The 24,415-nt window shown below is 51.2% G+C and carries 23 protein-coding genes; 10 read left to right on the top strand and 13 right to left on the bottom strand.

Features of this window, described 5'->3' with window-relative positions; all coding sequences use genetic code 11:
* Positions 1 to 121 precede the first annotated feature (121 nt).
* The 3 genes from ACJJIT_RS00180 (at position 122) to ACJJIT_RS00170 (ending at position 2,721) form a co-directional block, all read left to right on the top strand.
* Complete coding sequence (locus tag ACJJIT_RS00180) at positions 122 to 814, top strand: hypothetical protein (RefSeq protein ID WP_444899573.1); 693 nt, start codon at positions 122 to 124, stop codon at positions 812 to 814.
* A gap of 3 nt (positions 815 to 817) precedes the next feature.
* Entirely contained in the window at positions 818 to 1,528 is a 711-nt protein-coding gene (locus tag ACJJIT_RS00175; RefSeq protein ID WP_444899572.1) for a D-Ala-D-Ala carboxypeptidase family metallohydrolase, read from the top strand.
* 80 nt (positions 1,529 to 1,608) lie between these two features.
* A complete protein-coding gene (locus ACJJIT_RS00170; protein WP_444883088.1) occupies positions 1,609 to 2,721 on the top strand; it encodes an AI-2E family transporter in 1,113 nt (370 codons plus the stop codon).
* A 424-nt stretch (positions 2,722 to 3,145) separates the two neighbouring features.
* Here the strand turns inward: ACJJIT_RS00170 and ACJJIT_RS00165 are convergent, their stop codons facing one another.
* Together ACJJIT_RS00165 and ACJJIT_RS00160 are read right to left on the bottom strand one after the other, a co-directional pair.
* Complete coding sequence (locus ACJJIT_RS00165; RefSeq protein WP_444899571.1) at positions 3,146 to 3,355, bottom strand: hypothetical protein; 210 nt, start codon at positions 3,353 to 3,355, stop codon at positions 3,146 to 3,148.
* Positions 3,340 to 3,519, bottom strand: coding sequence for a hypothetical protein (locus ACJJIT_RS00160; protein WP_252083717.1), 180 nt, complete (start codon positions 3,517 to 3,519; stop codon positions 3,340 to 3,342). The genes ACJJIT_RS00165 and ACJJIT_RS00160 overlap by 16 nt, the downstream gene beginning before the upstream one ends.
* 172 nt (positions 3,520 to 3,691) lie before the next feature.
* On the opposite strand from ACJJIT_RS00160, the gene ACJJIT_RS00155 reads away from it, so the two are divergent.
* The gene (locus ACJJIT_RS00155; RefSeq protein ID WP_444883089.1) at positions 3,692 to 4,222 is read left to right on the top strand and encodes a peroxiredoxin family protein; all 531 of its coding nucleotides are present in this window, start codon (positions 3,692 to 3,694) and stop codon (positions 4,220 to 4,222) included.
* A 528-nt stretch (positions 4,223 to 4,750) separates the two neighbouring features.
* Entirely contained in the window at positions 4,751 to 6,715 is a 1,965-nt protein-coding gene (locus tag ACJJIT_RS00150; RefSeq protein ID WP_444899570.1) for a hypothetical protein, read from the top strand.
* A 212-nt stretch (positions 6,716 to 6,927) separates the two neighbouring features.
* Here the strand turns inward: ACJJIT_RS00150 and ACJJIT_RS00145 are convergent, their stop codons facing one another.
* The 5 genes from ACJJIT_RS00145 to glnA all read right to left on the bottom strand — a co-directional run bounded on the left by ACJJIT_RS00145 (position 6,928) and on the right by glnA (position 12,494).
* Positions 6,928 to 7,260 (bottom strand): PAS domain-containing protein, encoded by a 333-nt coding sequence (locus ACJJIT_RS00145; protein ID WP_444887482.1) that lies wholly within the window; start codon positions 7,258 to 7,260, stop codon positions 6,928 to 6,930.
* A 159-nt stretch (positions 7,261 to 7,419) separates the two neighbouring features.
* On the bottom strand, positions 7,420 to 8,826 hold the full coding sequence (gene ntrC / locus ACJJIT_RS00140; protein ID WP_444889123.1) for a nitrogen regulation protein NR(I): 1,407 nt from the start codon (positions 8,824 to 8,826) through the stop codon (positions 7,420 to 7,422).
* A gap of 3 nt (positions 8,827 to 8,829) precedes the next feature.
* Positions 8,830 to 9,912, bottom strand: a complete 1,083-nt coding sequence (glnL, locus tag ACJJIT_RS00135; RefSeq protein ID WP_444899569.1) for a nitrogen regulation protein NR(II) — start codon at positions 9,910 to 9,912, stop codon at positions 8,830 to 8,832.
* 308 nt (positions 9,913 to 10,220) lie between these two features.
* The gene (locus ACJJIT_RS00130; RefSeq protein WP_444899568.1) at positions 10,221 to 10,862 is read right to left on the bottom strand and encodes a DUF4124 domain-containing protein; all 642 of its coding nucleotides are present in this window, start codon (positions 10,860 to 10,862) and stop codon (positions 10,221 to 10,223) included.
* 225 nt (positions 10,863 to 11,087) lie between these two features.
* Positions 11,088 to 12,494 carry a glutamate--ammonia ligase gene (gene glnA, locus ACJJIT_RS00125; RefSeq protein WP_252086040.1) on the bottom strand — a complete coding sequence of 469 codons (1,407 nt, stop codon included), beginning with the start codon at positions 12,492 to 12,494 and terminating at the stop codon, positions 11,088 to 11,090.
* A gap of 319 nt (positions 12,495 to 12,813) precedes the next feature.
* Here glnA and thiI point away from each other — a divergent pair, with 319 nt between their 5' ends.
* The 3 genes from thiI (at position 12,814) to ACJJIT_RS00110 (ending at position 18,824) form a co-directional block, all read left to right on the top strand.
* A complete protein-coding gene (gene thiI, locus ACJJIT_RS00120; RefSeq protein WP_252083724.1) occupies positions 12,814 to 14,298 on the top strand; it encodes a tRNA uracil 4-sulfurtransferase ThiI in 1,485 nt (494 codons plus the stop codon).
* Positions 14,299 to 14,508: 210 nt separating this feature from the next.
* The gene (gene typA / locus ACJJIT_RS00115) at positions 14,509 to 16,317 is read left to right on the top strand and encodes a translational GTPase TypA (protein ID WP_252083725.1); all 1,809 of its coding nucleotides are present in this window, start codon (positions 14,509 to 14,511) and stop codon (positions 16,315 to 16,317) included.
* Between the two features lie 515 nt (positions 16,318 to 16,832).
* A complete protein-coding gene (locus ACJJIT_RS00110) occupies positions 16,833 to 18,824 on the top strand; it encodes a glycosyl hydrolase family 18 protein (protein ID WP_444899567.1) in 1,992 nt (663 codons plus the stop codon).
* A gap of 143 nt (positions 18,825 to 18,967) precedes the next feature.
* Here the strand turns inward: ACJJIT_RS00110 and ACJJIT_RS00105 are convergent, their stop codons facing one another.
* Positions 18,968 to 19,525, bottom strand: a complete 558-nt coding sequence (locus ACJJIT_RS00105; protein ID WP_444899566.1) for a hypothetical protein — start codon at positions 19,523 to 19,525, stop codon at positions 18,968 to 18,970.
* A 77-nt stretch (positions 19,526 to 19,602) separates the two neighbouring features.
* Between ACJJIT_RS00105 and ACJJIT_RS00100 the strand changes: the two genes are divergently transcribed.
* Positions 19,603 to 19,869, top strand: a complete 267-nt coding sequence (locus ACJJIT_RS00100; protein WP_444899565.1) for a hypothetical protein — start codon at positions 19,603 to 19,605, stop codon at positions 19,867 to 19,869.
* 62 nt (positions 19,870 to 19,931) lie between these two features.
* Here the strand turns inward: ACJJIT_RS00100 and ACJJIT_RS00095 are convergent, their stop codons facing one another.
* The 3 genes from ACJJIT_RS00095 to ACJJIT_RS00085 all read right to left on the bottom strand — a co-directional run bounded on the left by ACJJIT_RS00095 (position 19,932) and on the right by ACJJIT_RS00085 (position 22,283).
* Positions 19,932 to 20,558 carry a class I SAM-dependent methyltransferase gene (locus ACJJIT_RS00095; protein WP_444899564.1) on the bottom strand — a complete coding sequence of 209 codons (627 nt, stop codon included), beginning with the start codon at positions 20,556 to 20,558 and terminating at the stop codon, positions 19,932 to 19,934.
* A gap of 84 nt (positions 20,559 to 20,642) precedes the next feature.
* Positions 20,643 to 21,617, bottom strand: coding sequence for a phenylacetaldoxime dehydratase family protein (locus ACJJIT_RS00090; protein ID WP_444899563.1), 975 nt, complete (start codon positions 21,615 to 21,617; stop codon positions 20,643 to 20,645).
* Between the two features lie 147 nt (positions 21,618 to 21,764).
* Positions 21,765 to 22,283, bottom strand: coding sequence for a macro domain-containing protein (locus ACJJIT_RS00085; RefSeq protein WP_252083731.1), 519 nt, complete (start codon positions 22,281 to 22,283; stop codon positions 21,765 to 21,767).
* Positions 22,284 to 22,450: 167 nt separating this feature from the next.
* Between ACJJIT_RS00085 and ACJJIT_RS00080 the strand changes: the two genes are divergently transcribed.
* The gene (locus ACJJIT_RS00080) at positions 22,451 to 23,527 is read left to right on the top strand and encodes a diguanylate cyclase (protein ID WP_444899562.1); all 1,077 of its coding nucleotides are present in this window, start codon (positions 22,451 to 22,453) and stop codon (positions 23,525 to 23,527) included.
* A gap of 1 nt (position 23,528) precedes the next feature.
* Here ACJJIT_RS00080 and ACJJIT_RS00075 read toward each other — a convergent pair whose 3' ends face one another.
* Complete coding sequence (locus tag ACJJIT_RS00075) at positions 23,529 to 24,296, bottom strand: VIT1/CCC1 transporter family protein (RefSeq protein ID WP_444899561.1); 768 nt, start codon at positions 24,294 to 24,296, stop codon at positions 23,529 to 23,531.
* Complete coding sequence (locus tag ACJJIT_RS00070; protein WP_444899560.1) at positions 24,283 to 24,414, bottom strand: hypothetical protein; 132 nt, start codon at positions 24,412 to 24,414, stop codon at positions 24,283 to 24,285. The genes ACJJIT_RS00075 and ACJJIT_RS00070 overlap by 14 nt, the downstream gene beginning before the upstream one ends.
* Position 24,415 lies beyond the last annotated feature (1 nt).

Genomic DNA, 24,415 nt, shown 5'->3' with positions numbered 1-24,415 from the left:
TCAATCCCCCAGTAAGAGGTCGATTTTTGCGGCTATAGTGTTTAAAGAAGCGCCGACGAAATAGGCGTCGGCACGAAGACTTTCATGTCTCAGGCATATTTCGGAGCTGTAGCCGCACCCCATGACTGAAGGCAACTCTTTTACCCGCTTCAGGACACTCTACCCCCACCGGCCGCCCGGCCGGCGAATCAATTTTGTGGTGGTGGCCAGCCTGACGCTGCTACTCGCCGCAATGTTGGCTGCATTGTGGCTGTGGCTATGGCTGAAGTCGCAGGAGAAACCCTATGTCGAAACCCGCGGTTATCGTATCGCCAGTGAAGAGAGCTTCAATCATTTCTTACGCAATGGTGAAAACCGTACGCGGGTACAGGCACTCAGTGACTACCTAAAGAGCCAAGGGGTAGGCGAAGTGACTGCAGTGAGCAACCTCCTACGCCAGGGTCGCGAATGGCTGGAGCTCGAGAAGCCACCATTCGCACTTCCGCCGCAGGGTGAGTGGGCCAACATGGTCTCCACTTTGAAACTACTGCGCGATGAGATAGTGCCTTTAATCGGTCCAGTGGCGGTAATTTCCGGCTTCCGTAGCGACAGCTACAACCGCGAGCTGGAACACACCGACAAATCTCGCCACCGGGCATTCTGCGCCCTCGACCTGATTCCAACCTCCCACATTAGCCAAGGTGAACTCGCGGAAGAACTACAAGCTCTGCATGCACGCCTGGGTCCAGAGAGCAATTTCGGCCTGGGTCTCGGTAAAGAGCTGCTCTTCCATATCGACACCTGTGGCTACCGCACATGGCAACTGGTGGATTGAAGCATGGCTATACAAGACAACAGTGATCGTCCGACGGGCAATATACGAAACCAACGGCGCAGGTTAATAATTCTGGGAGGGCTACTGCTCATCGCCATTATTATTGTGCTGTTATTCACCTCGGAGAAAACACGGGATCTGGGAGAACGGCTCATCAGCCCTATCGAACTCCTGCCGCTGCCGGGGATCCCCGAGGTTTACGATATCCAGGGCTACCCAGCTGCCTCCGAGCGAGTGTTCAGCCGCTTCCTAAAACAAAATGCAAACCAGGCTCTGTTCGACAAGTTAAAGAACTTTCTACAGATCAACCGAGTGGACCAGGTAGTAAGCCCGTTTGAGCTCCTGCGCCAGGGCAGCGACTGGCGGGATCTGGATGAGCCCCCTTTCGCTATTCCTCCGGTGGAAAACTGGGGCTCAATGATTTACACCCTCAGGGTGCTGCAGCGGGAGATAGTACCGCGTATCGGCCCTGTTACAGTGGTCTCCGGCTGGCGTACCACCAGTTACAACAGTAAGGCCGGTGGCTCCAAAGGCAGTAAACATTTGCGCTTTTGTGGCCTGGACGTAGTGCCGCAAAATAAATTTACCCGCGAGCAGTTGGTTCCTGTCTTGAGAGATATCCACAAGCACAAAGGCAAGGAATGGAATATGGGGCTGGGAATCTATAAAGGTATCCGCTTTCACGTTGACACCTGCGGTTACAGGCGCTGGTAAATCCCCCCAGCTTCTGCTTAGATAGATCGCAAATTAGGCGCCCGATACCACAGGGCTTTGCAGAAGTAGAGGGAATCCCAGTGCAGGAAAAATTAGAAAGGCGCTCATTTATTCTTTCGCTGATACTAGTATCAATAGCTTTTTTAGTATTGATTAAGCCCTTCTTTACGCCAATTTTTTGGGCTTGTGCCATCGCTCTGATCTTTTATCCCGTATACCGGCTGTTGATGCAGCGCTTTCCCAATTCCCCCAATTCTATGGCTCTGCTGACGCTTTTTATGTGCGTCATATTGTTGGTAATACCGGTGCTGGTGGTGGCCACTTCTTTTATCAATGAAGCAGTGACCCTCTATCAAAAGGTACAGGAAGGGCAAATTGATGTCTCTAAATCCCTGGAGCAAGTGCGCAATGCCTTCCCACGAGTGAACGATATGCTCGAGGGTATCGGTGTAGACATCGATGAGGCAAAACAGCGCCTTCTCGGTGGCGTGATGAATGCCGGCAGCTTTATTGCAAAAAATGCCATAGAAGTTGGGCAGAACACCGTTAACTTTTTTGTCATGCTCGGCCTGATGCTCTACCTCACCTTCTTTTTGATTCGCGATGGCGACAGGCTGGTCAATTTAATCATTCATGCACTGCCCCTTGGGGATGAGCGCGAGCATCTACTGCTGGCCAAATTTGCCGAAGTCACTCGCGCCACAATTAAAGGCAATCTGGTTGTCGCGATTACCCAGGGCAGCTTAGGCGGTATTATTTTCTGGGTCCTCGACCTGCCCGCGCCACTGCTTTGGGGCGTACTGATGACCCTGTTGTCGCTGTTACCCGCCGTTGGCGCAGCACTCATCTGGTTTCCCGCAGCGATCTATCTGTACGGTATCGGTGAGCCGGTTAAGGCGACCATTCTGTTAGCTTATGGGTTTACCGTTATCAGCCTGGTCGACAACCTGTTGCGCCCTATTCTAGTGGGGCGGGACACCAAGCTGCCAGATTACCTGGTGCTATTTTCCACCGTGGGCGGCCTGATATTGTTTGGTATCAGTGGCTTCGCCATGGGCCCCCTGTTAGCAGCCCTGTTTCTGGCTTTCTGGGAAATCTTTATGCGGGAATTTGTCCATCCGGAAGATATGCTGATGCCCCCTAAACCGGAAAGCAAAGATATGCTGATGCAGCATAAAAAAGATAATGCGTAATTAAGACCCTCTTATTATTGGTGCGCTGCGAGAATTCTGGACCGGTCTTCTCGCAGCGCCCTGAGACACTGGTTGAGCTTACTCATCGGTCCCTAATCCACCATCTGCACTTCCCCATCGACCCTGTCTAGATCCGCAATCAACAAAATCATCTTGGCGAAAGTCAGCGCCATAGCCAGCACCACCCGATCCTAACCAGCACGGCAAGTTCCCAACTAAAAACCAATAACAAGCATTGCTAGTACAGTCATAAAGTACAGTGCCAACCACAGCAGTGCGGGAATTCTCACTACGGCAGCCCTACCACCAATCTGACGCGGTGTAGCTCGCAAATAGTCGGCCTTATAGCGTCTGATAATATGATTCTGTACTAACTGCCAAAACTCTCTGAGAACCTCTTCACTGCGCGCAATATCTACCGTACTTACGGGGATAAAGGGATAAAGGGATAAAAATCACGAAGGTCTAGATACTCTGCAATCAACTCACGCGCGCGATCACCTTCATCCTGTTTCCAAAAAATCCCATTCAGATAGACACGCTTGAGGAGATTGACCTCCCGCACTAGCAACGTCATGTGCTCATTAAAACGATCCGAAGTCATATTGAAGGAAAAGGCTAAAATAAACGCCACAAACGTTGGGTAGCTGCAACAACACCGCTGTTAGGGGATTCGATGTCGTCGAGAATATTGGATCCCCAATAGACACCCAAAGCCAGGGTGAAGAACACTAGCCACACGGTAAACAGGTAAAGCAGCGACAAGGAAAGTCCATAAGCCTTATCGCACAAATGCATAAGACCTCGCCCTCCATATCAGAAAAGTCTGGCTCACACAGTGGGCACTATTCAGTCACTCTTGGCAAAGATGACAGTTACAGAGGGTCCTCACCCTGCAAGCGTCATATAATTGTTGGAAGCACACAGCGGCAATAGCATAGACGCCACCTTTGCCGGAGCGGATGACCCTATGAAATATTGGCTTACCCTGATTGTCGCCATAATACTCAGCGTACCGCTGATGGCGTTAGAGGTCGGGCAAAAAGCTCCCGAATTCTCCTTAAAGGGCACAGATGGAAAAACCCACTCGCTACAGGACTACGTTGGAAAAAGTGCGGTAGTAATCGCCTGGTATCCCAGAGTCTTTACCAAGAACTGCACAATAGAATGTAGATCCCTAGTTAAACACGGTGAGCAAATTCGTTCCTTTAACGTTGCCTATTTTATGGCTAGCACCGATGAACTCGATGAGAAAGTCCGGTTTGCCAAGTACAATTCTGCTGACTTCCCCCTACTAAGCGACCCCACGGGAGAAGTCGCCAAAGCCTACGATGTCTTAATACCCTTTATAAAACTCGCCCGGCGAGTGAATGTATACATAGGTAAAGATGGCACCATTCTGAAAATAGACAGAGATATCAACCCCGCCACTACGGCTGAGGATATCGTCAAAAATCTAGAGAAACTCGGCGTGGAAAAAGCAGAAAGAGCAGAACAGTAATTAAGTTGCTTGCCAGGGAAGCTCCGGATTGCTTATAAAATCCAGATTTTTATAACTGTCTTTGAATAATTCACTCAATAAAAAAGAGACTCCAGAGCAACATTGCTGCCCCTCAATATCATCGAGTCAACTTTAAATACCTCAAAAGACCCCAGACTTTTTTATAAAAGCACCAACTAGATAAAGCTCAACACATTCAAGCAGCCTTCAGCTTAACACAATCATCACATATCTATGACTGCTACCTATTTGGCTCCCTCATCATTTCACAATTTATAACTCTCAGATTAAGCAATCTATAAAAACACTTTTTCCATAATTTCCCCACACCCATAGTTCAGAGAAATATTTTAAAAAAATCTCAGAAGCCATAGTAAAGACTCACAAACGGTCACTACGCTGATACACCTACTAACGCCATATCCAACTACACAAGTAGAAGCACCGTCGTACCAACATCAAAGATGAATATTTAAATAAAAAATGTATTATGCGAAAAATTTTTCACGACCAACTGGAAGTTTATGTATGAAAAGGATAACCAACCTCTATAGAACACTACTTATTTCTACAGTATTAATTAGTGCATGCAGTGGAGGTGGAAGCAAAAGTGGCGATTCATCTGAGCCAACCCCAAGTCAATCTACACCATCCACACCTTCAACCGGGGGCGACACCACAGGCCAGCCCTCCTCCCCATCAGCAATCACTCTACATGGTATTTTCACCGAGGACTTTAAAGACTTTCCTGTCGTAACTGTCAGAATTGGTGAGAAAGAATATATTGCCGATCAAAAAAATAATAATGAATTTAGTGTTGAAGTCGACTCTAGTCACGAAAATGAACTGGTAACTTTTTCGGCCAAGGGTTCTATGCCCAACGACTGGGATTTCGAATTCCGCTCATATGCCGGATCATTTTCAGACATAAAAGATAAAGCCATTAACAATGAAGTAAGTTATTTAAATAATAACCCTGCATTTGCAGTAGGAACTTTCACTGGTGTCATGGCAGACCTTATTGACTTGGCAAACAATGGAGAACTCATTACTTCAGCCGAGGATTTAAAAAAATATACTTTCGAAGTCCCACTGGATGAAGCCATACAGCTAGCCGCCTATATGAAGGCCACTATTTCTAGCGCCACAACAGATAAAAACAACTACTATTTTCCTGTTGATAAATACTCCAATACCAAAGATTTCATCAAAGACTTTCAATTTTCCATACAGAAATCTGAAGATATAATTAATCAAAGCAAAAATACTCATGATATCTATTTAAAATCTATTAATCATTTACTAGAAAATAAATATTTGCGAGATCAAAGCTACAAACTCAATGCATCTGAAGAAATAATTTTCTCTACAAGAAGAACTGATTCAGATGCCATTTTAGATACCGGCCTCATTGAGCTAAGCACACAACACCAAACTAGTGGATCAGCAGACTTATCAGAAGTAGGAAAGTTTACTCTAAGCACGGATGAATTTGGCAATATAAGCGGCTCTCTCATCGGAGACTCTACATGGGAATACTATATAGAAGAGAGCTGCGTAAATATGCGGGATAGAGAGTTTGAAGCAAAACATGCTTTCACAACACCTTATAGCCAAATAGTAAAAATCGATTTTAAAGGTATGTGTGAAGGCCCTGATGGGGACTACGAGAGTACTGAGAGCAGATACTTTCATGTAACTGACACTAAGCTAACTTTCCCTTGGGACTCCCTACCAGAGGAATTTTATGCAGCCTCTTATCACCCAGAAACATATAAAAACTGTGACTGCGACATATTTCCTGCAAAGTTCACCAATAAAACTGAGAGCACCGGGGAAATAGTTTATGGTGTATCCTCAGAAAACAGTGAAAAATATTCATACACCTTTGATAAAGATCTAAGAGTGAAGTATGAGGGGGGCACTGAAGTCCGCTACATTCCGCTTGGGTTTTTCAACAAAACACTGAGGTTTATTGGTATAGGCAATAAACCTAATACCGATAAAAAGAAAATATTCTCTGGATTTATGATGGAGAAAGTATCTAAAAATATACCCACTCCTATTAGGCTTGAATATAATGCACCCTTTCTCACTGACTATAACTATGCACTAACCTATAAAGATAACGGAATTTTTCATATCGAAACGTTGTATCAGGAACAACCATTGACAGAATCCAAGTGGGGCATCAGCCCGAGAATAGGCTCCTGGGAAAAGGTTGAGAATGATACCCTAATAACTAAGCACTATTATGATCCATCACTGGACACTGAAGAAAATGGAACTCTTCCTTATCTAGCCTCTTGTGAAGGACAATCTGAAGAATGTGTTTTATGGAGAGAGAGAGACACAGAGCTGCTAGACATCGATGAGAATTTTTATTATATCCGAGTGACTCAAAACGCTCTATTTTCCATCCCAGATTCCAGCAGGATAGACTACCGGGGCGGCTATATCGGCCGATTTAAAAAAACCGATATAGAAAATTAGTTTCATCAAATACTTTAAGCTCGTTGAATCCCAGGACTTATAACTATTGAGTCCTGGGATTTAGCCACAATCACTTTCAAATCAAAATCGGCAAGAATCTTGTACATTACCGACCTTAGGATGATAAACAAGAATAGGAACCTTGAACTAAAACAACACGGATATTACGGGGCCACTACCAATTTGACCACCCCACTCTAACAAACCTCAAGTCACTCGATAACAAAAGAGATCCCAAAACAACACTGCTGCCCCTCAAAATCATCGAGCCACTTACAAACGCTAAGGGTTTCCTCACCCTTGCTGGATTTCACCACATGCTCAAGTAAATAATCTGGCTTACCGGAATTAAAAACACGAATATCTGCCGCCTTCAGTGCTGAGGCATTTTCAGCCCAAACCAGCTGGTCATCGGTCTTTCCCACTACATCCTCACCAGCCAATTCACAAATTTTTCGATTTCCCCATAAATACTGCTCATCTCTACTTTTTACCCAGAATAGGAATGGCACACTATCGAGAACACTTAACTCATCAGCAGTCATGAACTTTCTCCAGGCTTCTATCAATACATTTAAGTGGAATAAATTAATATTGGTAGAGAAGCCAAAAAAAGTATGTACTTATTCAGCGATTAAGATTTAAAAGAAATATCCGCTTAACTATTTATAAAGCTTTTCCTTAAGTTAAGCGCTGAGAAATTCTTAACTTCCATTAATTTCTAACTCCTTTAACTTCCTCGTCAGAGTATTGCGGCCCCAACCCAGTAGGTCCGCAGCATCCCGCTTGCGTCCAGCGGTGTGCTTTAGGGCGATTTCTATCAGGGCCTTCTCGAAGGCCGGTACGGCCTCACTGAGAATTTCCTTGCGCCCGGCGCTCAGTGCCTGATCGGCCCAGATACGCAGGGCTTTTTGCCAGTCCAGTGGCGTTTCGATTTCATTACCCTGCTGATGCAATTCCTGCGGAAGGTCTTCAATATGTACTTCACGGCCGGAGGCCATCACGGTAATCCAGCGACAGGTATTTTCCAACTGGCGCACATTGCCGGGCCAGTCGAGACCGGAGAGGTACTCCTCCGCATCTTTGCTGAGAATTTTCGGCTCTACGCCGAGATCGGCGGCGGCGGCATTAAAGAAGTGACGTACCAACCGTGGAATATCCTCGCGCCTGTCCGCTAGGCGCGGGATATGAATCCGAATCACATTCAGGCGGTGGAACAAATCCTCGCGGAATTTATGCTCGCGCACCAACTCCTCCAGGTTCTGGTGAGTGGCAGCGATAATACGCACATCCACTTTTACCGGTGTATGGCCACCTACTCGATAAAACTCACCATCTGCCAACACACGCAACAGACGCGTCTGTGTATCCGCCGGCATATCGCCAATTTCATCCAAAAACAGGGTGCCGCTGTTGGCTTGCTCAAAACGACCCGCCCTCTGAGCGCTGGCGCCGGTAAAGGCACCCTTCTCGTGTCCGAATAGCTCCGACTCCATCAGGTCTTTGGGAATCGCGGCCATATTGAGGGCAATAAACGGCTTGTTACGGCGCGGGCTGTGATTGTGCAGGGCCTGAGCCACCAGCTCCTTACCGGTTCCAGATTCACCGTTGATTAACACGGTAATATTGGAATGAGAAAGGCGCCCAATAGCACGAAATACTTCCTGCATGGCCGGCGCTTCGCCAATAATTTCTTTGTTGCTTGCGCCATTATCCGGCTCCGCACGCTCTTCCTGGGCTTGTTCCTTGGCGTGTGCCAGCGCGCGACGGGTAACCGCTACCGCTTCGTCGATATCGAACGGCTTGGGTAAATATTCGAAGGCCCCACCCTGATAGGCAGCCACGGCGCTGTCGAGATCCGAATGCGCGGTCATGATAATAATCGGCAGGCCCGGCCGTTCCGCCTGGAATCTCTCCAGTAATTTGAAGCCATCGGAGCCCGGCATGCGGATATCACTGATCACCACATCCGGGGAGTCGCTGTAAAAATCATCCAGTGCGCGATCACCACTCTCGTAGCACTGGGTCTCAATCCCCTCCCGTGACAGCGCTCGCTCCAGTACCCAGCGGATTGATCGGTCGTCGTCAATAATCCAAACGCGATTGCTCATTCTCTAGGTTCCTGTATTGGCTGATTCGGTAACAAGTGGCAGATAAATCTGGAATACACTGCGGCCTGGTCGGCTGTCGCATTTAATTAAGCCACGGTGTTGGTTGATGATGTTTTGCGAGATAGACAACCCCAGTCCCGAGCCTTCGGCGCGCCCGGAAATCATCGGGAAAAAAATACGCTCGCGGATCTCCTCGGCAATACCGGGGCCGTTGTCTTCTATTTCGATACGGCAAACCAGCGGGCAGTGGCGCCGACCAATCGTGAACTGGCGCTGTACCCGCGTACGCAGCACCATTTCACCATTGGTGAGACCAATACTCTCATCGATGGCCTGCATGGCATTGCGGGCGATATTCAACAAGGCCTGGATCAACTGCTCGGGGTCTGCCGGCACATCGGGGATAGAGGGGTCGTAATCCCGGCGAATCAGTAGTTCACCCCCACATTCGGCCTCGACCAGTTGTGCCACCCGCTCTAGGATCTCGTGCACATTGCTGGGCACCAGTTGTACCGGCTGGCGGGGCCCCAGTAGTCGATCGACCAGATTACGCAGGCGATCCACCTCTTCGATAATGATCTGGGTGTACTCTTCCAGGGAGGCGTCAGGCAGTTCGCGCTGCAGTAACTGTGCGGCACCGCGAATCCCTCCGAGGGGGTTCTTTACCTCATGAGCCATACCCCGCACCAAGTTGCGTGCGGTCTCCTGGGTACTGAGCAACGCATCCTCGCGCGCAATGCGCAACAGACGATCCATCGGCTGCACTTCCACCAGCAACACCCCCAGCTCCGGTACGGGGCTGACGGAGTAATCTACGGTGCGCGTTTTTAGGTTGTGCAAGCGCCAGTGGGCGCGCCGCACCGTGAATTTTTCCCCTGTGAGGAGCGCGTTGTGCAGTGCTTTTAGTGCGGCGTTAGATTCCCTCACCACCTCCTGCAGAGGTATACCCTCAACCCGTGCATTGGAGGCAGCCAACAGATCCTCGGCGGCATTATTCAGGTAGCAAAGCGATAACTGGTCATCCAGTACCAGTACCGCTGAAGTTAGGCTGTCTAGTAGCTGACGCAACTGGCGATCATTGAGCATTCAATCGTTTCCGCTTTTCATCGAGGGGCCAGGACAATCTCCTATGCCCGGCGCGATAACCCCTTGTATCTAGCCAGTGCAAAAAGCAAACCAAAATGGCGCACGGAATTATTGGGAGGCACTACTCAACCCACTTGGTCTTAGGGGTTTTAAACGATTCAGCTGACACATGCACCGAAGCACTTGAGATAGTTTACCCCTATACGCACCATTTTAGTGCGCAGAACAAAATTCAACCAGCAAGGATAAAAACGGCGACCCCCACCAAAAAAGAAGTTATCGGTGAGGGCGTTGAGGGCGGGGCAAATTTAGGGGCTGGGCTGGGCTTGGGGGATACCCGGCCCAACCGGAGCCCTGGGGGCTTGCGGTGCACGCGGTGCCGAGTTGTCAGGCAATCTGCCACCCGGACGTTTCACATAGAGAGTCACCACCTGAGATTGTGCCAATACCTGGCCCTTGGAGTCGGTGAGTACCGCCTGCACAGTATGAGTGCCGCGCTCGAGCAGGGAGATATCCAGGCCCGCTCCAGAAGAGCTACCCTGCCAGGGTTTGCCATCGACCACCGCAAAGAAACTCGCCCCCTCTGGATACACCGGCTGCACGTCTACCTGTAGTGGAATAAAGCGCTGCCCCGGCGGGATGGTGGCGCCATCCAGGGGACTCACTATCTGGATAGAAACCGGGCCTGTATAGCCCTCCTTGCCGGTGTCAGTCTCATCTTTTGGAGACAATTTGCGAGTTGGCAGGGTTCGCGGCAGGGCAATGGGCTGAACATTGATGGGAGCCAATTGCACCTCCTGCGCCTGCCCATTGGGTGGTGGCGTATCGCTGAAAGTCACCTGACCATCGGGGCCGACGACCTTATAAATAGTACTGGGGGTATTCCCACCATCGGTGCCGGCAAAGGCCACCAGGGGAACAGCAAGGAAAAGGGCCTGAAGCAGTTTCATATTTTCCATCACTCACTCAGCCGCGAAGCGGTAGTCCTTGTCTCAGCCCAATACGGGGGCCGCAGTCTCAAAGGGGCAGGCTTTTGGGTCCAAGAGATACAAAATCGACCATAGACGGCAAAAGCAACCAACCCGATCAGTGTACCTCCAATAAAAAAGCCCGCACCAGTAGGGTGCGGGCTTTTCGAGAACGACTCGACGGCATCGGCGTGATGCCGCTCGCCATTACACGGAGTAGTACATATCAAACTCGACCGGGTGCGTGGTCATGTTCAAGCGCTCTACTTCTTCGCGCTTCAGGTCGATGTAGGCATCGATGGCGTCGTCGGTGAATACACCGCCTTCGGTGAGGAAGGCACGATCCTGATCCAGAGCATCCAGGGCGCCTTCCAGACTCGCCGCAACGGTCGGGTACTCGGCCAACTCTTCCGGCGGCAGATCGTAGAGATCCTTGTCGGCGGCATCGCCGGGGTGGATCTTGTTCTTGATACCGTCCAGGCCCGCCATCAACAGCGCAGCAAACGCCAGATAAGGGTTGGCGGTCGGATCCGGGAAGCGGGTCTCGATACGCTTGCCCTTAGGAGAAGTCACGTAAGGGATACGGATAGACGCAGAGCGGTTGCGCGCGGAGTACGCCAGGATAACCGGGGCTTCGAAGCCAGGAACCAGACGCTTGTATGAGTTGGTAGATGCGTTACAGATCGCATTCAGGGCGCGCGCGTGCTTCACGATACCGCCGATGTAGTACAGGGCAGTCTCGGACAGGCCCGCGTAGGCATCGCCGGCAAACTGGTTAACGCCATCCTTAGTGAAAGACTGGTGCACGTGCATACCGGAGCCGTTATCGCCTACCAGCGGCTTGGGCATAAAGGTCGCGGTCTTGCCGTAGGCGTGGGCCACATTGTGTACGGCATATTTGAGGATCTGCACCTCATCCGCTTTCTTGGTCAGGGTGTTGGCGGCAACGCCGATCTCACACTGGCCAGCGGTGCCCACTTCGTGGTGGTGTACTTCAACACGCAAGCCCATCTGCTCCATAGCGGAACACATAGCGGCACGCACATCGTGCAGGGAGTCAACCGGGGGCACCGGGAAGTAACCGCCTTTCACTCCGGGGCGGTGACCAATATTGCCCTCACTGAAGTTATGACCGGAAGACCAAGCCGCCTCTTCGGAGTTGATCTTGTAGAAGGCGCCACCCATTTCGGCGCCCCAGGTAATATCGTCGAAGACGAAAAACTCGGGCTCTGGGCCGAACAATGCGGTGTCACCCAGACCGGTGGACTTCAGGTATTCCTCGGCGCGCAGCGCGATGGAACGCGGGTCGCGCTCGTAGCCCTGACCGGTGATCGGGTCGACGATATTACAGCGAATAATTACGGTGCTTTCGTCGGTGAAGGGATCGAGGAAAGCGGTATCGTCATCCGGCATCAGGATCATGTCGGACTCGTTAATGCCCTTCCAGCCAGCGATAGAGGAGCCATCGAACATCTTGCCCTCTTCGAAGAACTCGTCGTCAATCTCTGACACGGGCACAGATACGTGCTGCTCTTTACCCTTGGTGTCGGTGAAGCGCAGATCTATCCACTTAGCCTCACTCTCATTAATCAAACCGAGCGTTTTCGCTGACATTGCTGTCCTCCAGGTCTTGAAAAGTATTTGGTCGCTATGCCTATACTGCTGGCATTCGCTCTTTACCTGGCGTGAAATAAAGCAAAGAGTGTGCCAAATTAGGGCAGTGGCGTCGCAGCGGCGGCTGGTGCCGGTGCGGGCCCCAGTACTGGGCCGACTGGGGCAGGATAGATGTATTGTGGCTGTGCAGCCATAACTAAATGCACCACAATGGCACATTTATACTCCAACTTGCTCACAAACAGTGCACAACCAACTTGCGTCCGGCTAGTTTATAATGCCGCACCTTCTATCAACATGCGGTACCCCACGGATTCCCATGCACTTTGTCGTCAAATTTTTTCCCGAGATCACCATCAAGAGCAATCCGGTGCGCAAACGTATGTCGCGCCAGCTCAAGGACAACCTACAGCGCCTGCTGCGCCAGCTGGACGACCGTATCCAGGTGCGCAAAGACTGGGAAAAGATCGATGTGATCGCCCCGGACGCCGTGGCCCACCTTGGCAGCCGCATTGAAGAGGTGCTCTCTCACACCCCCGGCATTGCCAACTTCTCCCGCGTGCGCCAGTTCCCCCTGGGCGACCTGCACGATATGTACGAGAAGACCCTGTCGGTGTGGGGCCCAGCCCTCAAGGACAAGACCTTCTGCGTGCGGGTAAAACGCACCGGCGATCACGACTTTAAATCCCTCGATGTGGAACAGTACGTAGGCGGCGGCCTCAACAAGAATACCGGGGCGGCCGGAGTGAAACTGAAAAACCCGGATATCACGGTCAAGCTGGAGATCCGCCACGACAAACTCAACGTGATCGAGGAACAGCACCCCGGCCTCGGCGGCTTCCCCCTGGGTACCCAGGACCCGGTGCTGTCGCTGGTCTCCGGCGGTTTCGATTCCACCGTGGCCAGCTACCTGACCATGAAACGCGGTATCCGCACTCACTTCCTATTCTTCAACCTGGGCGGGCGCCAACACGAACTGGGCGTTAAGGAAGTGGCCTACTACCTGTGGAACAAATACGGCGCCTCCCATCGGGTGCGTTTTGTCACCGTGCCCTTCGACGAAGTGGTGGCAGAAATTCTCGAACGCGTAGACGACTCCCACATGGGCGTGATTCTCAAGCGTATGATGCTGCGCGCCGCAGACGTTATCGCGAAAGAGCTGGAAGTGGATGCAGTAGTAACCGGTGAGGCCATCGCCCAGGTTTCCAGCCAGACCCTGAAAAACCTGTCAGTAATCGATAGCGTCACCAACACCCTGGTACTGCGACCACTGATCACTACCGATAAGACCGATATTATCCGTACCTCCCGGGCCATCGGCACCGAGGAGTTCGCCGCCAATATGCCGGAGTACTGCGGTGTTATCTCGGTAAAACCCACCACCCGCGCCAAGATTGAAAAAGTGGAATCCGAGGAAAACCGCTTCGATTTCACCATCCTTGATCGCGCCATCGGCAACCGATCGATTCAGAATATCGACGAGGTCATCGAAGAAGTGGACGGCGAGGCGCCGGAAGTGGAGATCCGTGAGGAGGCCGGCAACGCGGTAATCATCGATATCCGCCACCCGGATGAAGAAGAAATGGACCCGCTGGAGCTAGAGGGCGTTGAAGTAGAGACGATCCCCTTCTACCGCCTCAATAACAGCTTCGCCAAGCTGGATCAGGAGCGCGAGTACCTGCTTTACTGTGCGCGCGGCGTGATGAGCCGCCTACATGCCTCTCACTTGCTGGATGAAGGCTTCCGCAATGTGGGCGTATTGCGCCCACAGATCCCGCACCGCCCCGACGGCATCAAGAAGTAATTGCCCGGCGCGGGCGGCAGATTCGCCCGCGCCCTACCTGCTCTCTTCTTCTGGTCGCCATTCTGAACGCGACCGGTGATTTTTTACTCAAAATCACTCCCAATTGTCATGCGGCCCCCCTATAATCGCCGCCTTTGGCCGGAATGCTGCTGTAGAAACCCCGCAGGCCCCCGCCCCGATTTACCAAGATTTAACGCCCAGAGGCCCCCAGTGATAGAGAATCTGCGCAATATTGCGATTATTGCCCACGTAGACCACGGCAAAACCACCCTGGTGGACAAGCTGCTGTCCCAGTCCGGCACACTCGACCGCCGCGACGAAGGCGCCGAGCGGGTCATGGACTCCAACGACCAGGAGAGAGAGCGCGGCATTACCATCCTCGCCAAGAACACCGCCATTCGCTGGAACGACTACCGCATCAACATCGTCGACACCCCAGGGCACGCCGACTTTGGCGGTGAGGTAGAGCGCGTACTGTCCATGGTCGACTCCGTATTGCTGTTGGTAGATGCGGTGGACGGCCCCATGCCGCAAACCCGCTTCGTTACCCAAAAGGCGTTTGAGCAGGGCCTCAACCCCATCGTGGTGATCAACAAGATCGACCGCCCCGGCGCACGCCCAGACTGGGTGATGGATCAGGTTTTCGACCTGTTCGACAGCCTCGGCGCCACCGATGAGCAACTGGACTTCCCGGTTGTTTACGCCTCCGCTCTGAACGGCATCGCCGGCCTAGACGATACCGATATGGCCGACGATATGACGCCGCTGTTCCAGATGATCGTGGACAAGGTTGAGCCGCCCAAGGTAGACCCAAAAGGCGCCTTCCAGATGCAGATTTCCGCCCTGGATTACTCTAGCTATGTCGGTGTTATCGGTGTTGGCCGTATCACCCGTGGCACCCTGGCCCCCAACCAGCAGGTGGTGGTACTGGACCGCGAAGGCAACTCCCGCAAGGCGAAGGTTCTGCAGGTGATGGGCTACCTGGGCCTTGAGCGCACCGAAGTGGAACTGGCCAGCGCCGGCGACATTGTGTGTATTACCGGTGTGGGCGAACTGAATATCTCCGATACCCTGTGCGACCCAGACACTCCGGAGGCCCTTCCGGCCCTGAGCGTGGATGAGCCCACCGTGAGTATGACCTTCCAGGTGAACGACTCGCCTTTTGCCGGTCAGGATGGCAAGTTCGTTACCTCGCGCAATATCAAGGAGCGCCTGGATCAAGAGCTGATCCACAACGTAGCCCTGCGCGTTGAGCAAGGTGATTCCCCGGACAAATTCCGCGTATCCGGTCGCGGCGAATTGCACCTGTCGGTACTGATCGAAACCATGCGTCGCGAAGGCTTCGAGCTGGGCGTCTCCCGTCCGGAAGTGGTGCAGAAAGAAGTGGACGGCGAGATCCAAGAGCCCTACGAAGAGGTGGTGATCGACGTTGAAGACCAGCACCAGGGCCCGATTATGGAAGAGCTGGGTCTGCGCAAAGCCGAACTGACCAATATGGAGCCGGACGGCAAAGGCCGTGTGCGCCTGACCTTTATCGTGCCCTCGCGCGGCATGATCGGTTTCCGCAACCAGTTCCTGACCCTGACCAGCGGCTCCGGCATCATGACCAGCATCTTCGACCACTACGGCCCGGTAAAACAGGGTGAAGTGGCCAAGCGCATCAACGGCGTACTGGTATCCATGGTGAACGGTAAGACTCTGGCCTACGCTCTGTTCGCCCTGCAGGACCGTGGACGCCTGTTCCTCGGCCACGGCGAAGATATCTATGAAGGCCAGGTTATCGGTATCCACTCCCGCGGCAACGACCTAGTGGTAAACCCCACCAAGGGTAAGCAGCTCACCAATATTCGCGCCGCCGGCACCGACGAAGCCCTGACCCTCACTCCGCCCATCCGCCATACCCTGGAGCAGGCGCTGGAGTTTATCGAAGAGGACGAGCTGGTTGAGGTGACTCCCAACCATATCCGCATACGCAAAAAAATCCTGCAGGAAAATATGCGTAAACGCACGAAGAAATAATTAAAATTTTCTTCAGCTTAAAAAGGGCCCTGTAGGGCCCTTTTTAATTTTTTACACTTGGTGACAACCTACACCGAAAACTTAAGCAAACTAGAAAAAAATACTTTATCCGGGCAGCCAGCGTTTATTGCTATTTATTTTTGGAAAGTGCTGACAACGACACCTAGGCAACTGCCCTTGGGTATTATCCAGACCAATACTATTTTTATTTTTTTTGCTTACATCATAAAAATTAATTCTTAAATAACTCTAATAATTCGACCATCACCACCAGATACTTATCACATTAACCCCTATGCCATAGAAACTGATTTTATCCTGTAAAAAGCGGTTTACATCTTGATTCTTTCACTTTTCTTGCACAATTTATCGGGAAAAATGATCTAGTCACGATGGTACTCTCAGTTTCAGATGGAACTTTTATCCCCCGGTTTTTTTCCAATTTCCTCAACTATAAAGTTTAGTTCTATAACGCTAAGTTTCATCGTAATTAAGGCCCATGGGAGGTCACTGTAATGTTTTCTTTCCTGCAATTTCAGGATCGAACAGGGATGTTGGAGGGGGGCCGCAATGAGCGCGGACTCGGATTTAAAAAAGTAGCAACACTTGCTGCGGCATTCTTACTGAGTGCCAATGTCAGCGCCCAGGAAACCAAACGTGTTTCTGCTTACTGGGCCGACTGGGAGTATTGGGCCGACTCCTCCTTCACCCACGACAATGTGGATTTTTCCAAACTGACCCATGTGCAATACGCCTTTGCCTGGAATGACGAAGAGGGCACCATCTACTTTACTGATCCCTATGTCTTTTACGGAATGGGGGCTCAATCTTTTTCCGGCGGCGCCGGCAATGGTCCGGTCAAATGCTCACCGCCGTTCTGGCATCCCTACAGCCAGTACGATGCAAGCAAGCAGGACGCAGTCTGCCAGAGCTGGAACGATCACGAATCCGGTTTCGTAAAGTCGGTACACGACGATGGTGCCAAGGCGATTCTCTCCGTAGGTGGTTGGACGCTCTCCCATAAAGTCTCTGAGATGATGGAAAGCGCCAACACACGTGCAGCATTTATCGAAAATGCGGTAACCCTGCTAACCGACTGGGACTTCGATGGACTCGACCTCGACTTCGAATATCCGGGCTATGCAGCCAACGGTGGCCGTTCGATCGACAAAGAAAATTTCACCACACTACTGAAGGAGCTGCGTGCGCGCTTCGATGAAGTAGAAGCCGAGACCGGCAAGCGCTTGGAGCTAACCGCCGCCGTCGCTTGCGGCCCATCGATTGCGCAAGAGGGCTACGATTTCGCCGAGGTCGGCGCAACACTCGACTACGTCAACCTGATGACCTACGACTTCGGTGGCGACTGGGATTCAGTAGCCCAGCACACCTCGCCACTTTACCCCTATGCCGGCCAAGTCAATGAGGGCTTCGACGCGGACAGCTGCCGCAATATGTGGATGACTGAAGGCAATATCCCGTCAGAAAAAATCATCCTGGGCATGTCCCACTACGGCCGCAGTGTCGCCGGCGCCACCGCGATCGGCGAAGCCGCATCGGGGCAGGATGTCGCTCACTGGGGTTCCGACACCGAGACGCGTTACTACCAGATCGTTGAGAAAATGCAGAGCGACGCATCATTCCAGACCGCCTACGACCCAGAAGCAGTCACTCACTATGGCTGGTTCCCGGATGGCGGCTTCATTTCCTTCGAGGACACTACCTCAATCGCCGAGCGCTCCCGTTACGTGGTCGAGAAGGATCTGGGCGGTGTGATGATCTGGCAGCTCAGGGGCGGCATGCTGCGCGAGAATAACCAATACCAATACCCACTTCTGGATGCGGCGCTAGAGGTCTTCGGGCAAGGCGGATCGAGCTCTGGGGATGATGATGACAACGGAGACACTGGAAGTACTGGCGACACGGGTGACACTGGAAATACCGGTGATACCGGGGGCACCGGAGATACGGGTGACACCGGCGATAGCGGCAACACAGGAAATACTGGAGACACTGGCGATAGCGGCAGCACCGGAAACTCTGCCTGCGAAGCGTTTGAGCAGCCCTATGCTGGCGATCCAGGCTATGCGGTCGGTGATGTTGTTGTCTTCGAAGGTGTCGCCTACGAATCCACTCATGCGCCAAACTGGTGGTCTCCGAGTGCGGCACCATCGCTGTGGAGTGAAACCACCTGTCAAACAAGCGGCGGCGACTCTGGCAACGATTCCGGTACAGGGTCAGACGATAACAGCGGCACCAATAATGGATCTGGCGACAATACAGATAACGGTTCCGGTGACAACACAGACGGAAATTCTGATGGCAACAATGGCGATGAGGGCTCGGCAGATTCCTGCCCAGTGTTCCAACAGCCCTACGCGGGTGATGCGAGCTACGAAGTTGGCGATAAGGTAACTTTCGAAGGCCAGGTATACGTCTCTACCTTCGGACCCAACTGGTGGTCTCCGGCTGCAGCGCCGCAGTACTGGGAAGCGAGCTCCTGTCAGTAAATATCTTTAAGATTTTACTTTTCCAGGAAACAAAAGGGCCTTCGGGTCCTTTTATTTTTTACATAAAATATTCAGACCTTTTTTCTTAGCCCTCCCTTTTCAGACCTCAGCTTCCAACCCTTTTCTTCTCCGCACTCTGTTGCCTAGGCGCCATTAGCCCAGATTTTCAGCCAATCACGGTAGTGCCTGTAAGCTTCAGGATTAAAATTTTCAGAACAACTGTTCATAAATCCATGAGAAAACTGTGTTTTATGTAAAGTCACCATCGGTATATTGGAGAGTTCGCGGGAGAACTCCAAAACATTAAAGGAGGGCTCTTTATTTGCCAGAAAAAAGTCTACACTTCGGGTTGGCCTCTCATTGAGAAGATAGCGAACCCTGGAACCATAGAAGCAGGCTGTTTTTTTAATAAATTCAGCTTGATCACTACAGGCTAACATCCAAGCGACTGTTGCTCCCACACTAAATCCCAGCAGATTATAACTATAACGCTGCTCTTTAATGTAACTGCTTACATAGGAATAGTACCTTTCCAGGCCGCATTCGCTGATAAAATATTTATATGCGTCCCCCTCGATCTCAAAGTTCATCTCACTACCGGAGTAGGGATCCAGGATTGTATAACCCTCAAAAGTTCGCAAACAAAGGGCGTCCAAGGCTTCTGTCCGCCCCCAAATATCAGAAACAACAATTACCTTCATTAACATTAATACCTTGTAGTTTTTACAATTTCCGAGGCAGCTGCCTTCCTGACAACAATAAATTAAAACTAAACCCCATGAAGATACTTAAATTTAATGAAAGCACCAAAGAATCAAAGGTACTTGCTATTCACCATGCTAAAAAACTCGAAAATGACCTCCTTCTAGAGCTTGTATCATCCAGAAAAGAAATAGAGTCCTCTGGGGAAGCCACCCTAGTAGCCACAGGATTTTGGGATATGACCGACTTATCAATTGAAGACCATGCCAGTCATAAATCCATTGAATGTGTTGATAATGTCGAGTTTTGGATGCACAAACTTTTTAACAAAGTGTATGGTTAAAATAGTTACAGAACCCAGTGGCAAGAAATATCTAACAAGAGATAATCGATCATCATATTCATTTAAACTGACTTAACCGCCAGCCATCCAAATTTGCTACAGGGTATAATTTCAGCTCCAGGAATCAACCTGGAAAGTTGTACTCTGCTATAATGAGAGGACTCCACACCTTTGTCTGTCAGAATGGAATTCTCTGAAACCCGCTTTATACCAAAACCAATTTTCTGATAAAACACCACTCTTTCTTCGATAGATTGTTCTGAGAAAACACTGACAATCAATTTCCCTTTACGCTGGCATACACTCTGCATTACTTCGATGACTCTACTCGCTGGGTAAATATTACCAACCGTGTTATACATAGATATGGCGATAGAGTACCTACGCTCCGATGTAAATGTCTTGGCATCTGCAAGTAAAAATTGGAGGTTTCTTATTCCTTTACTCAAATTTCGTGCACTCGCAATATGCCCATGGTCATTATCTATTCCCAATCCGAGTTCAAGACGATCGTTTAATAGCCTGAGATGACGACCATTACCGCAACCAAAATCTATAAGCGTTGATCCCTCGGAAACCAGATTTCTTAGAAAACGATTCTCCTCATCGAGATAATTACCCAAATCAGAGTATTTATATACCTTGCGAATAATGTCATCAATTTCGTATGGAACCGACTTAATTGCCATGCAATAACAAATTAAAATAACTTCACTGCTTTTATTTTAAGGTGTCTATATCACTTTTCTGAGAGCTACAGATACACTTTACTTTTACTTGAGAAAACGCTTCAACCCTGTATCAGGATGACAGCCCTGATAAAAAGCCCGCCCCTTGCCATGCGGCACTACTGCCACTTCGTGACTCAACAAAAGTTGCATCCCAGAGGCGAAGCGACTCGCATAACACTGCGCAGCCGCATAAATAGCTTTATGGGTAGGGTGGTGATGTACCCAGTTTTCCAAATCCGCCAGGGATGCAAACCAAGCAATAGTTTCAGTGTCCGGCCTGCCCAGTGCAGGATGCTCATCATTTAACAGGCGAGCACTAAGACAGCGCGATTCTATTGGGTTTGACTGCAAATAATGCACCCCCTGTTCATACTCGGAACACAGAGATTCCCGGTAGGCATGCCGCTCCGCGGAACTGGCTGCCGAGTACCCTTGAACTGTACGAATCATACATAAATTACCGGGAAGAGATATTTCTGTATCTGACTGTTTCCCAACCGGTATTGCCCGCAAGGTTTGCAGTTGCCCCGGAAGCCCATCATTCTCCGCCGCACTAATTCGATCCCGCATCGCACCCCAGTAAGCGTGTTCATGCTGCTCACAAATATCAAAGTGGCGAAAAATCCCCCAATCAGCCACAGGTGTGGAGGAAGATACTTCAAAGTGTGAGCGTGGAGCGGCTAACGCCTCATACCAAAATCCCGACTTACTCTGAATAATTTCCCGTAACTCAGTAGCTTCTTCCCTAAGCCATTTCCCCATTGATTCATCGTTGTCCCAATAGGCTATAGCAATATCGTTATAAGCTCTCTGAACATCGATGTGTCCCGCCCGCTCAAAGTGCAGCAAACCTTTAGCACTGGATAAAAACCTGGCCAATAATCGGAATAGCGAATCGTCACGTTGTCCACTCGCAAACTGTAAGCCAACCTGGCACTGGACATACCAATGGTTAGAGGGAAGCTCTAGCTCCCATGCGGGGTAGGGAGGCTTGAAATTCACTGGACGATTTTTCAAGCTTTATTCTCTCCTCGTGCTCAGCTTTGTAAGTGCCTAACTTCTAGTTAAGGCACAACTTCTTCAGCCTTCTTCAAGGCATTGTGAAAAGGCTTAATTAGCCCTTACTAAATAAGCACGACAGTACACTTTTGCGATCAGGTAATCTCACACCGTGTAGAAACGCCGCTCAACCCTCTCCCACTCTCCAAGAGCAGCGGGAGAATGTAGACATACCGTCAGTTGATCAAATTCACCGGAATACTCATTGAGAACTTCCAGGGCCTGGTGTGCGGAAATGGCATGGGGAAATCGATTGGTACCCGCACCCAATGCGGGAAAGAGAATTCGCTTCAACCCCTTCTCCCTCGCAAGGCACAATACACTCTCATAACAGCGCCGTAGCTGGCCAATGGCCAAAGCGCCCCATTGATCACCACTGCTCCACTGCGGCGTAACCGTGTGCAGCAGATAATCCACCGGCAGATGGTAGGCATTAGTTAGCCGCGCCTCACCTACGGCACATTTCAGTTGCCTACCACACTGAGTCGCAAGCTCAACGCCACCCTGTGCATAAATCTGCGCCGAAAGGCCGCGTCCGCGAATAAGATGTTTGTGCGCGGGGCACACCAGTGCGTCCCCACGTAATGTCAGGATATTGCCCCAAGTCAGATGAATTTGTGTCACGGTTTCTCAGTTCTAACGTTTGCTTTACAGATACTGTAGCTCGCGGCTTTGGTCATCGGGCGAATCCTCCTATACTCGGCGCAGCTTCACTCTGCCGGTGAATTAAGTGACAGGAATCGCGCTTACGACCGACGGAAGTTGCAGTCTGTACAGGAACAGAGACGACTATGAACTCAGGGTATAACAAGCATCACACCGCACTAGACGCACCGGTGGCGGAGCTGGAGCGCATCGACCTGCGCCGCCGTATCATGGCCTCCTCCTACATGTTAATTTTTGCCATGGCAGTAACCGGTGCCATGGCGGTTATTGCCCTGAGCGCCGCCGATATTCTGCAGGCCACGACCCTTTCCGCCGCCGCAGTAGTGATACTCTGCTCCTATGTCACCATCAATGTGATGGGCCCCAGCCAAAAAACACCGCTGCTGGTAGGCATTCTTTTATTGGTACTCTACTTTTATCTGCTGTTATCCGGCGGGGTTAACAACACTGGCCTAATGTGGGCGGTGATGTTGGTACCAGGATTTATCAATTTATACGGCTATAAGACCGGCACAATAGCGCTGATCGCCATCGGCTCAGTCACCGCTACGGCTCTTTTCTACCCGGACTTCCCCGGCCTGAAAGCGGAATATGACACCGCCTATCGCGCACGTTTTATTGCGGTTTTTGGCGCTCTTACCGCTCTCACCGCACTACTCGACAGCAGTCGCCACCACACCCAACAGCTACTCGAACGCCTCACCGGTGAACTGGAAAAAAGCGCCTCCACCGATGCTCTCACCGGGCTGGCGAACCGCCGAGAGGCCTACCGGGCTATCCACGATATGGAACGGCGCAACAAGGCGTTACAGGGCCGCTACGTGATACTGATTGGCGACCTGGACAACTTTAAAAGCATTAACGATACCTACGGCCACGGCTTTGGCGACCGCATCTTGCAGGACGTAGCGAAAATCCTCGGGGAAAACACCCGCGCAGAGGATGTTGTTGCACGCTGGGGCGGAGAGGAATTTCTGTTGCTGTTGCCCAATACCGATGTGCGCGGCGGCAGGGTGCTGGCAGAAAAACTGCGTCGCAAGGTCGAGGCCCTGAGCCGCCGCTACGTACAGCCGGTAAAAGTTTCCATCAGTTTTGGCGTGGTAGAGGGGAGCGGCAACCCTCACAACCAACTGCTGGCGGAGGCAGACAAGCGTATGTACCGGGCAAAGAACAGCGGCCGCAACCGAGTAGTAGCCGCCTAGGTCAAGTGATAAGGTCGCGCAGGAAGAAGCCTACAGCGAATGCCAGCGCGGCGGCACCGCCACCAAATACCAGGGTCTTGAAGCCCGCCATCCAAACCTTTTGGGAGAATACCAGGCCCTTGCACAGACCGATGGCAAAGAAGGTTAAAGCCGCCAGAATAACGCTGCTGTAGAACTGTTGTGACGAGTTCAGTGGCGAGAGAAGGTAGGGCAACAGCGGCACGGTACCCATGCCAATAAATGCGAAGAAGGTCACCAAAGCACTGCCCAGAGGTTTGCGTTTGGTCCGACTGATACCGTATTCCTCCGCCAACATGGTCTCAATCCATAGCTGGCGATTGGCGGTAATGGTAGTGACGATCTCATCCAGCACCTGCCCGCGAAATCCCTTGCGATGGAATATCTGGCGAATCTCCTCTCGCTCTCCCTCGGGTACCAGTGCGATATGCTCGCGTTCGATACGCGTAGCCGCCGCAGCTTGTTCACGCTCCACGCTGACGGCCTCGTAATTGCTCACCGCCATACTGAAGCCATCCGCAATCAGGTTGGCGAACCCCATGACCAACACCACCGACTCGGAAAAACCCGCGCCGAAGGCACCGGCCACTATGGCAAAGGTGGTAACGCAGCCATCGATAGCCCCCAGAACAAAATCGGAGACCCGTTGAGATTTCGGCTCTCGCCCCAGGCGGGCGTGGATCCGCTCTGGGCGGTGCTCCTCCAGCAGCTCGCGCCGAGACAGCGCTCCCTTTTGCTCACGTCCCGTCATAGCAGAGGCCCAGCAGGAGCACCTGACCGGGATTTACAACGGAGCTATAAAGGCCGGGGACTCGCGTATTCATACCGCGCATAAACACCTCATAGTCCCCTATCCGATTTCCGCTCATT

The organism is Microbulbifer mixtoriginis (SeqCode), assembly GCF_052467515.1.
This window is presented reverse-complemented; position numbering and strand designations above follow the sequence as displayed.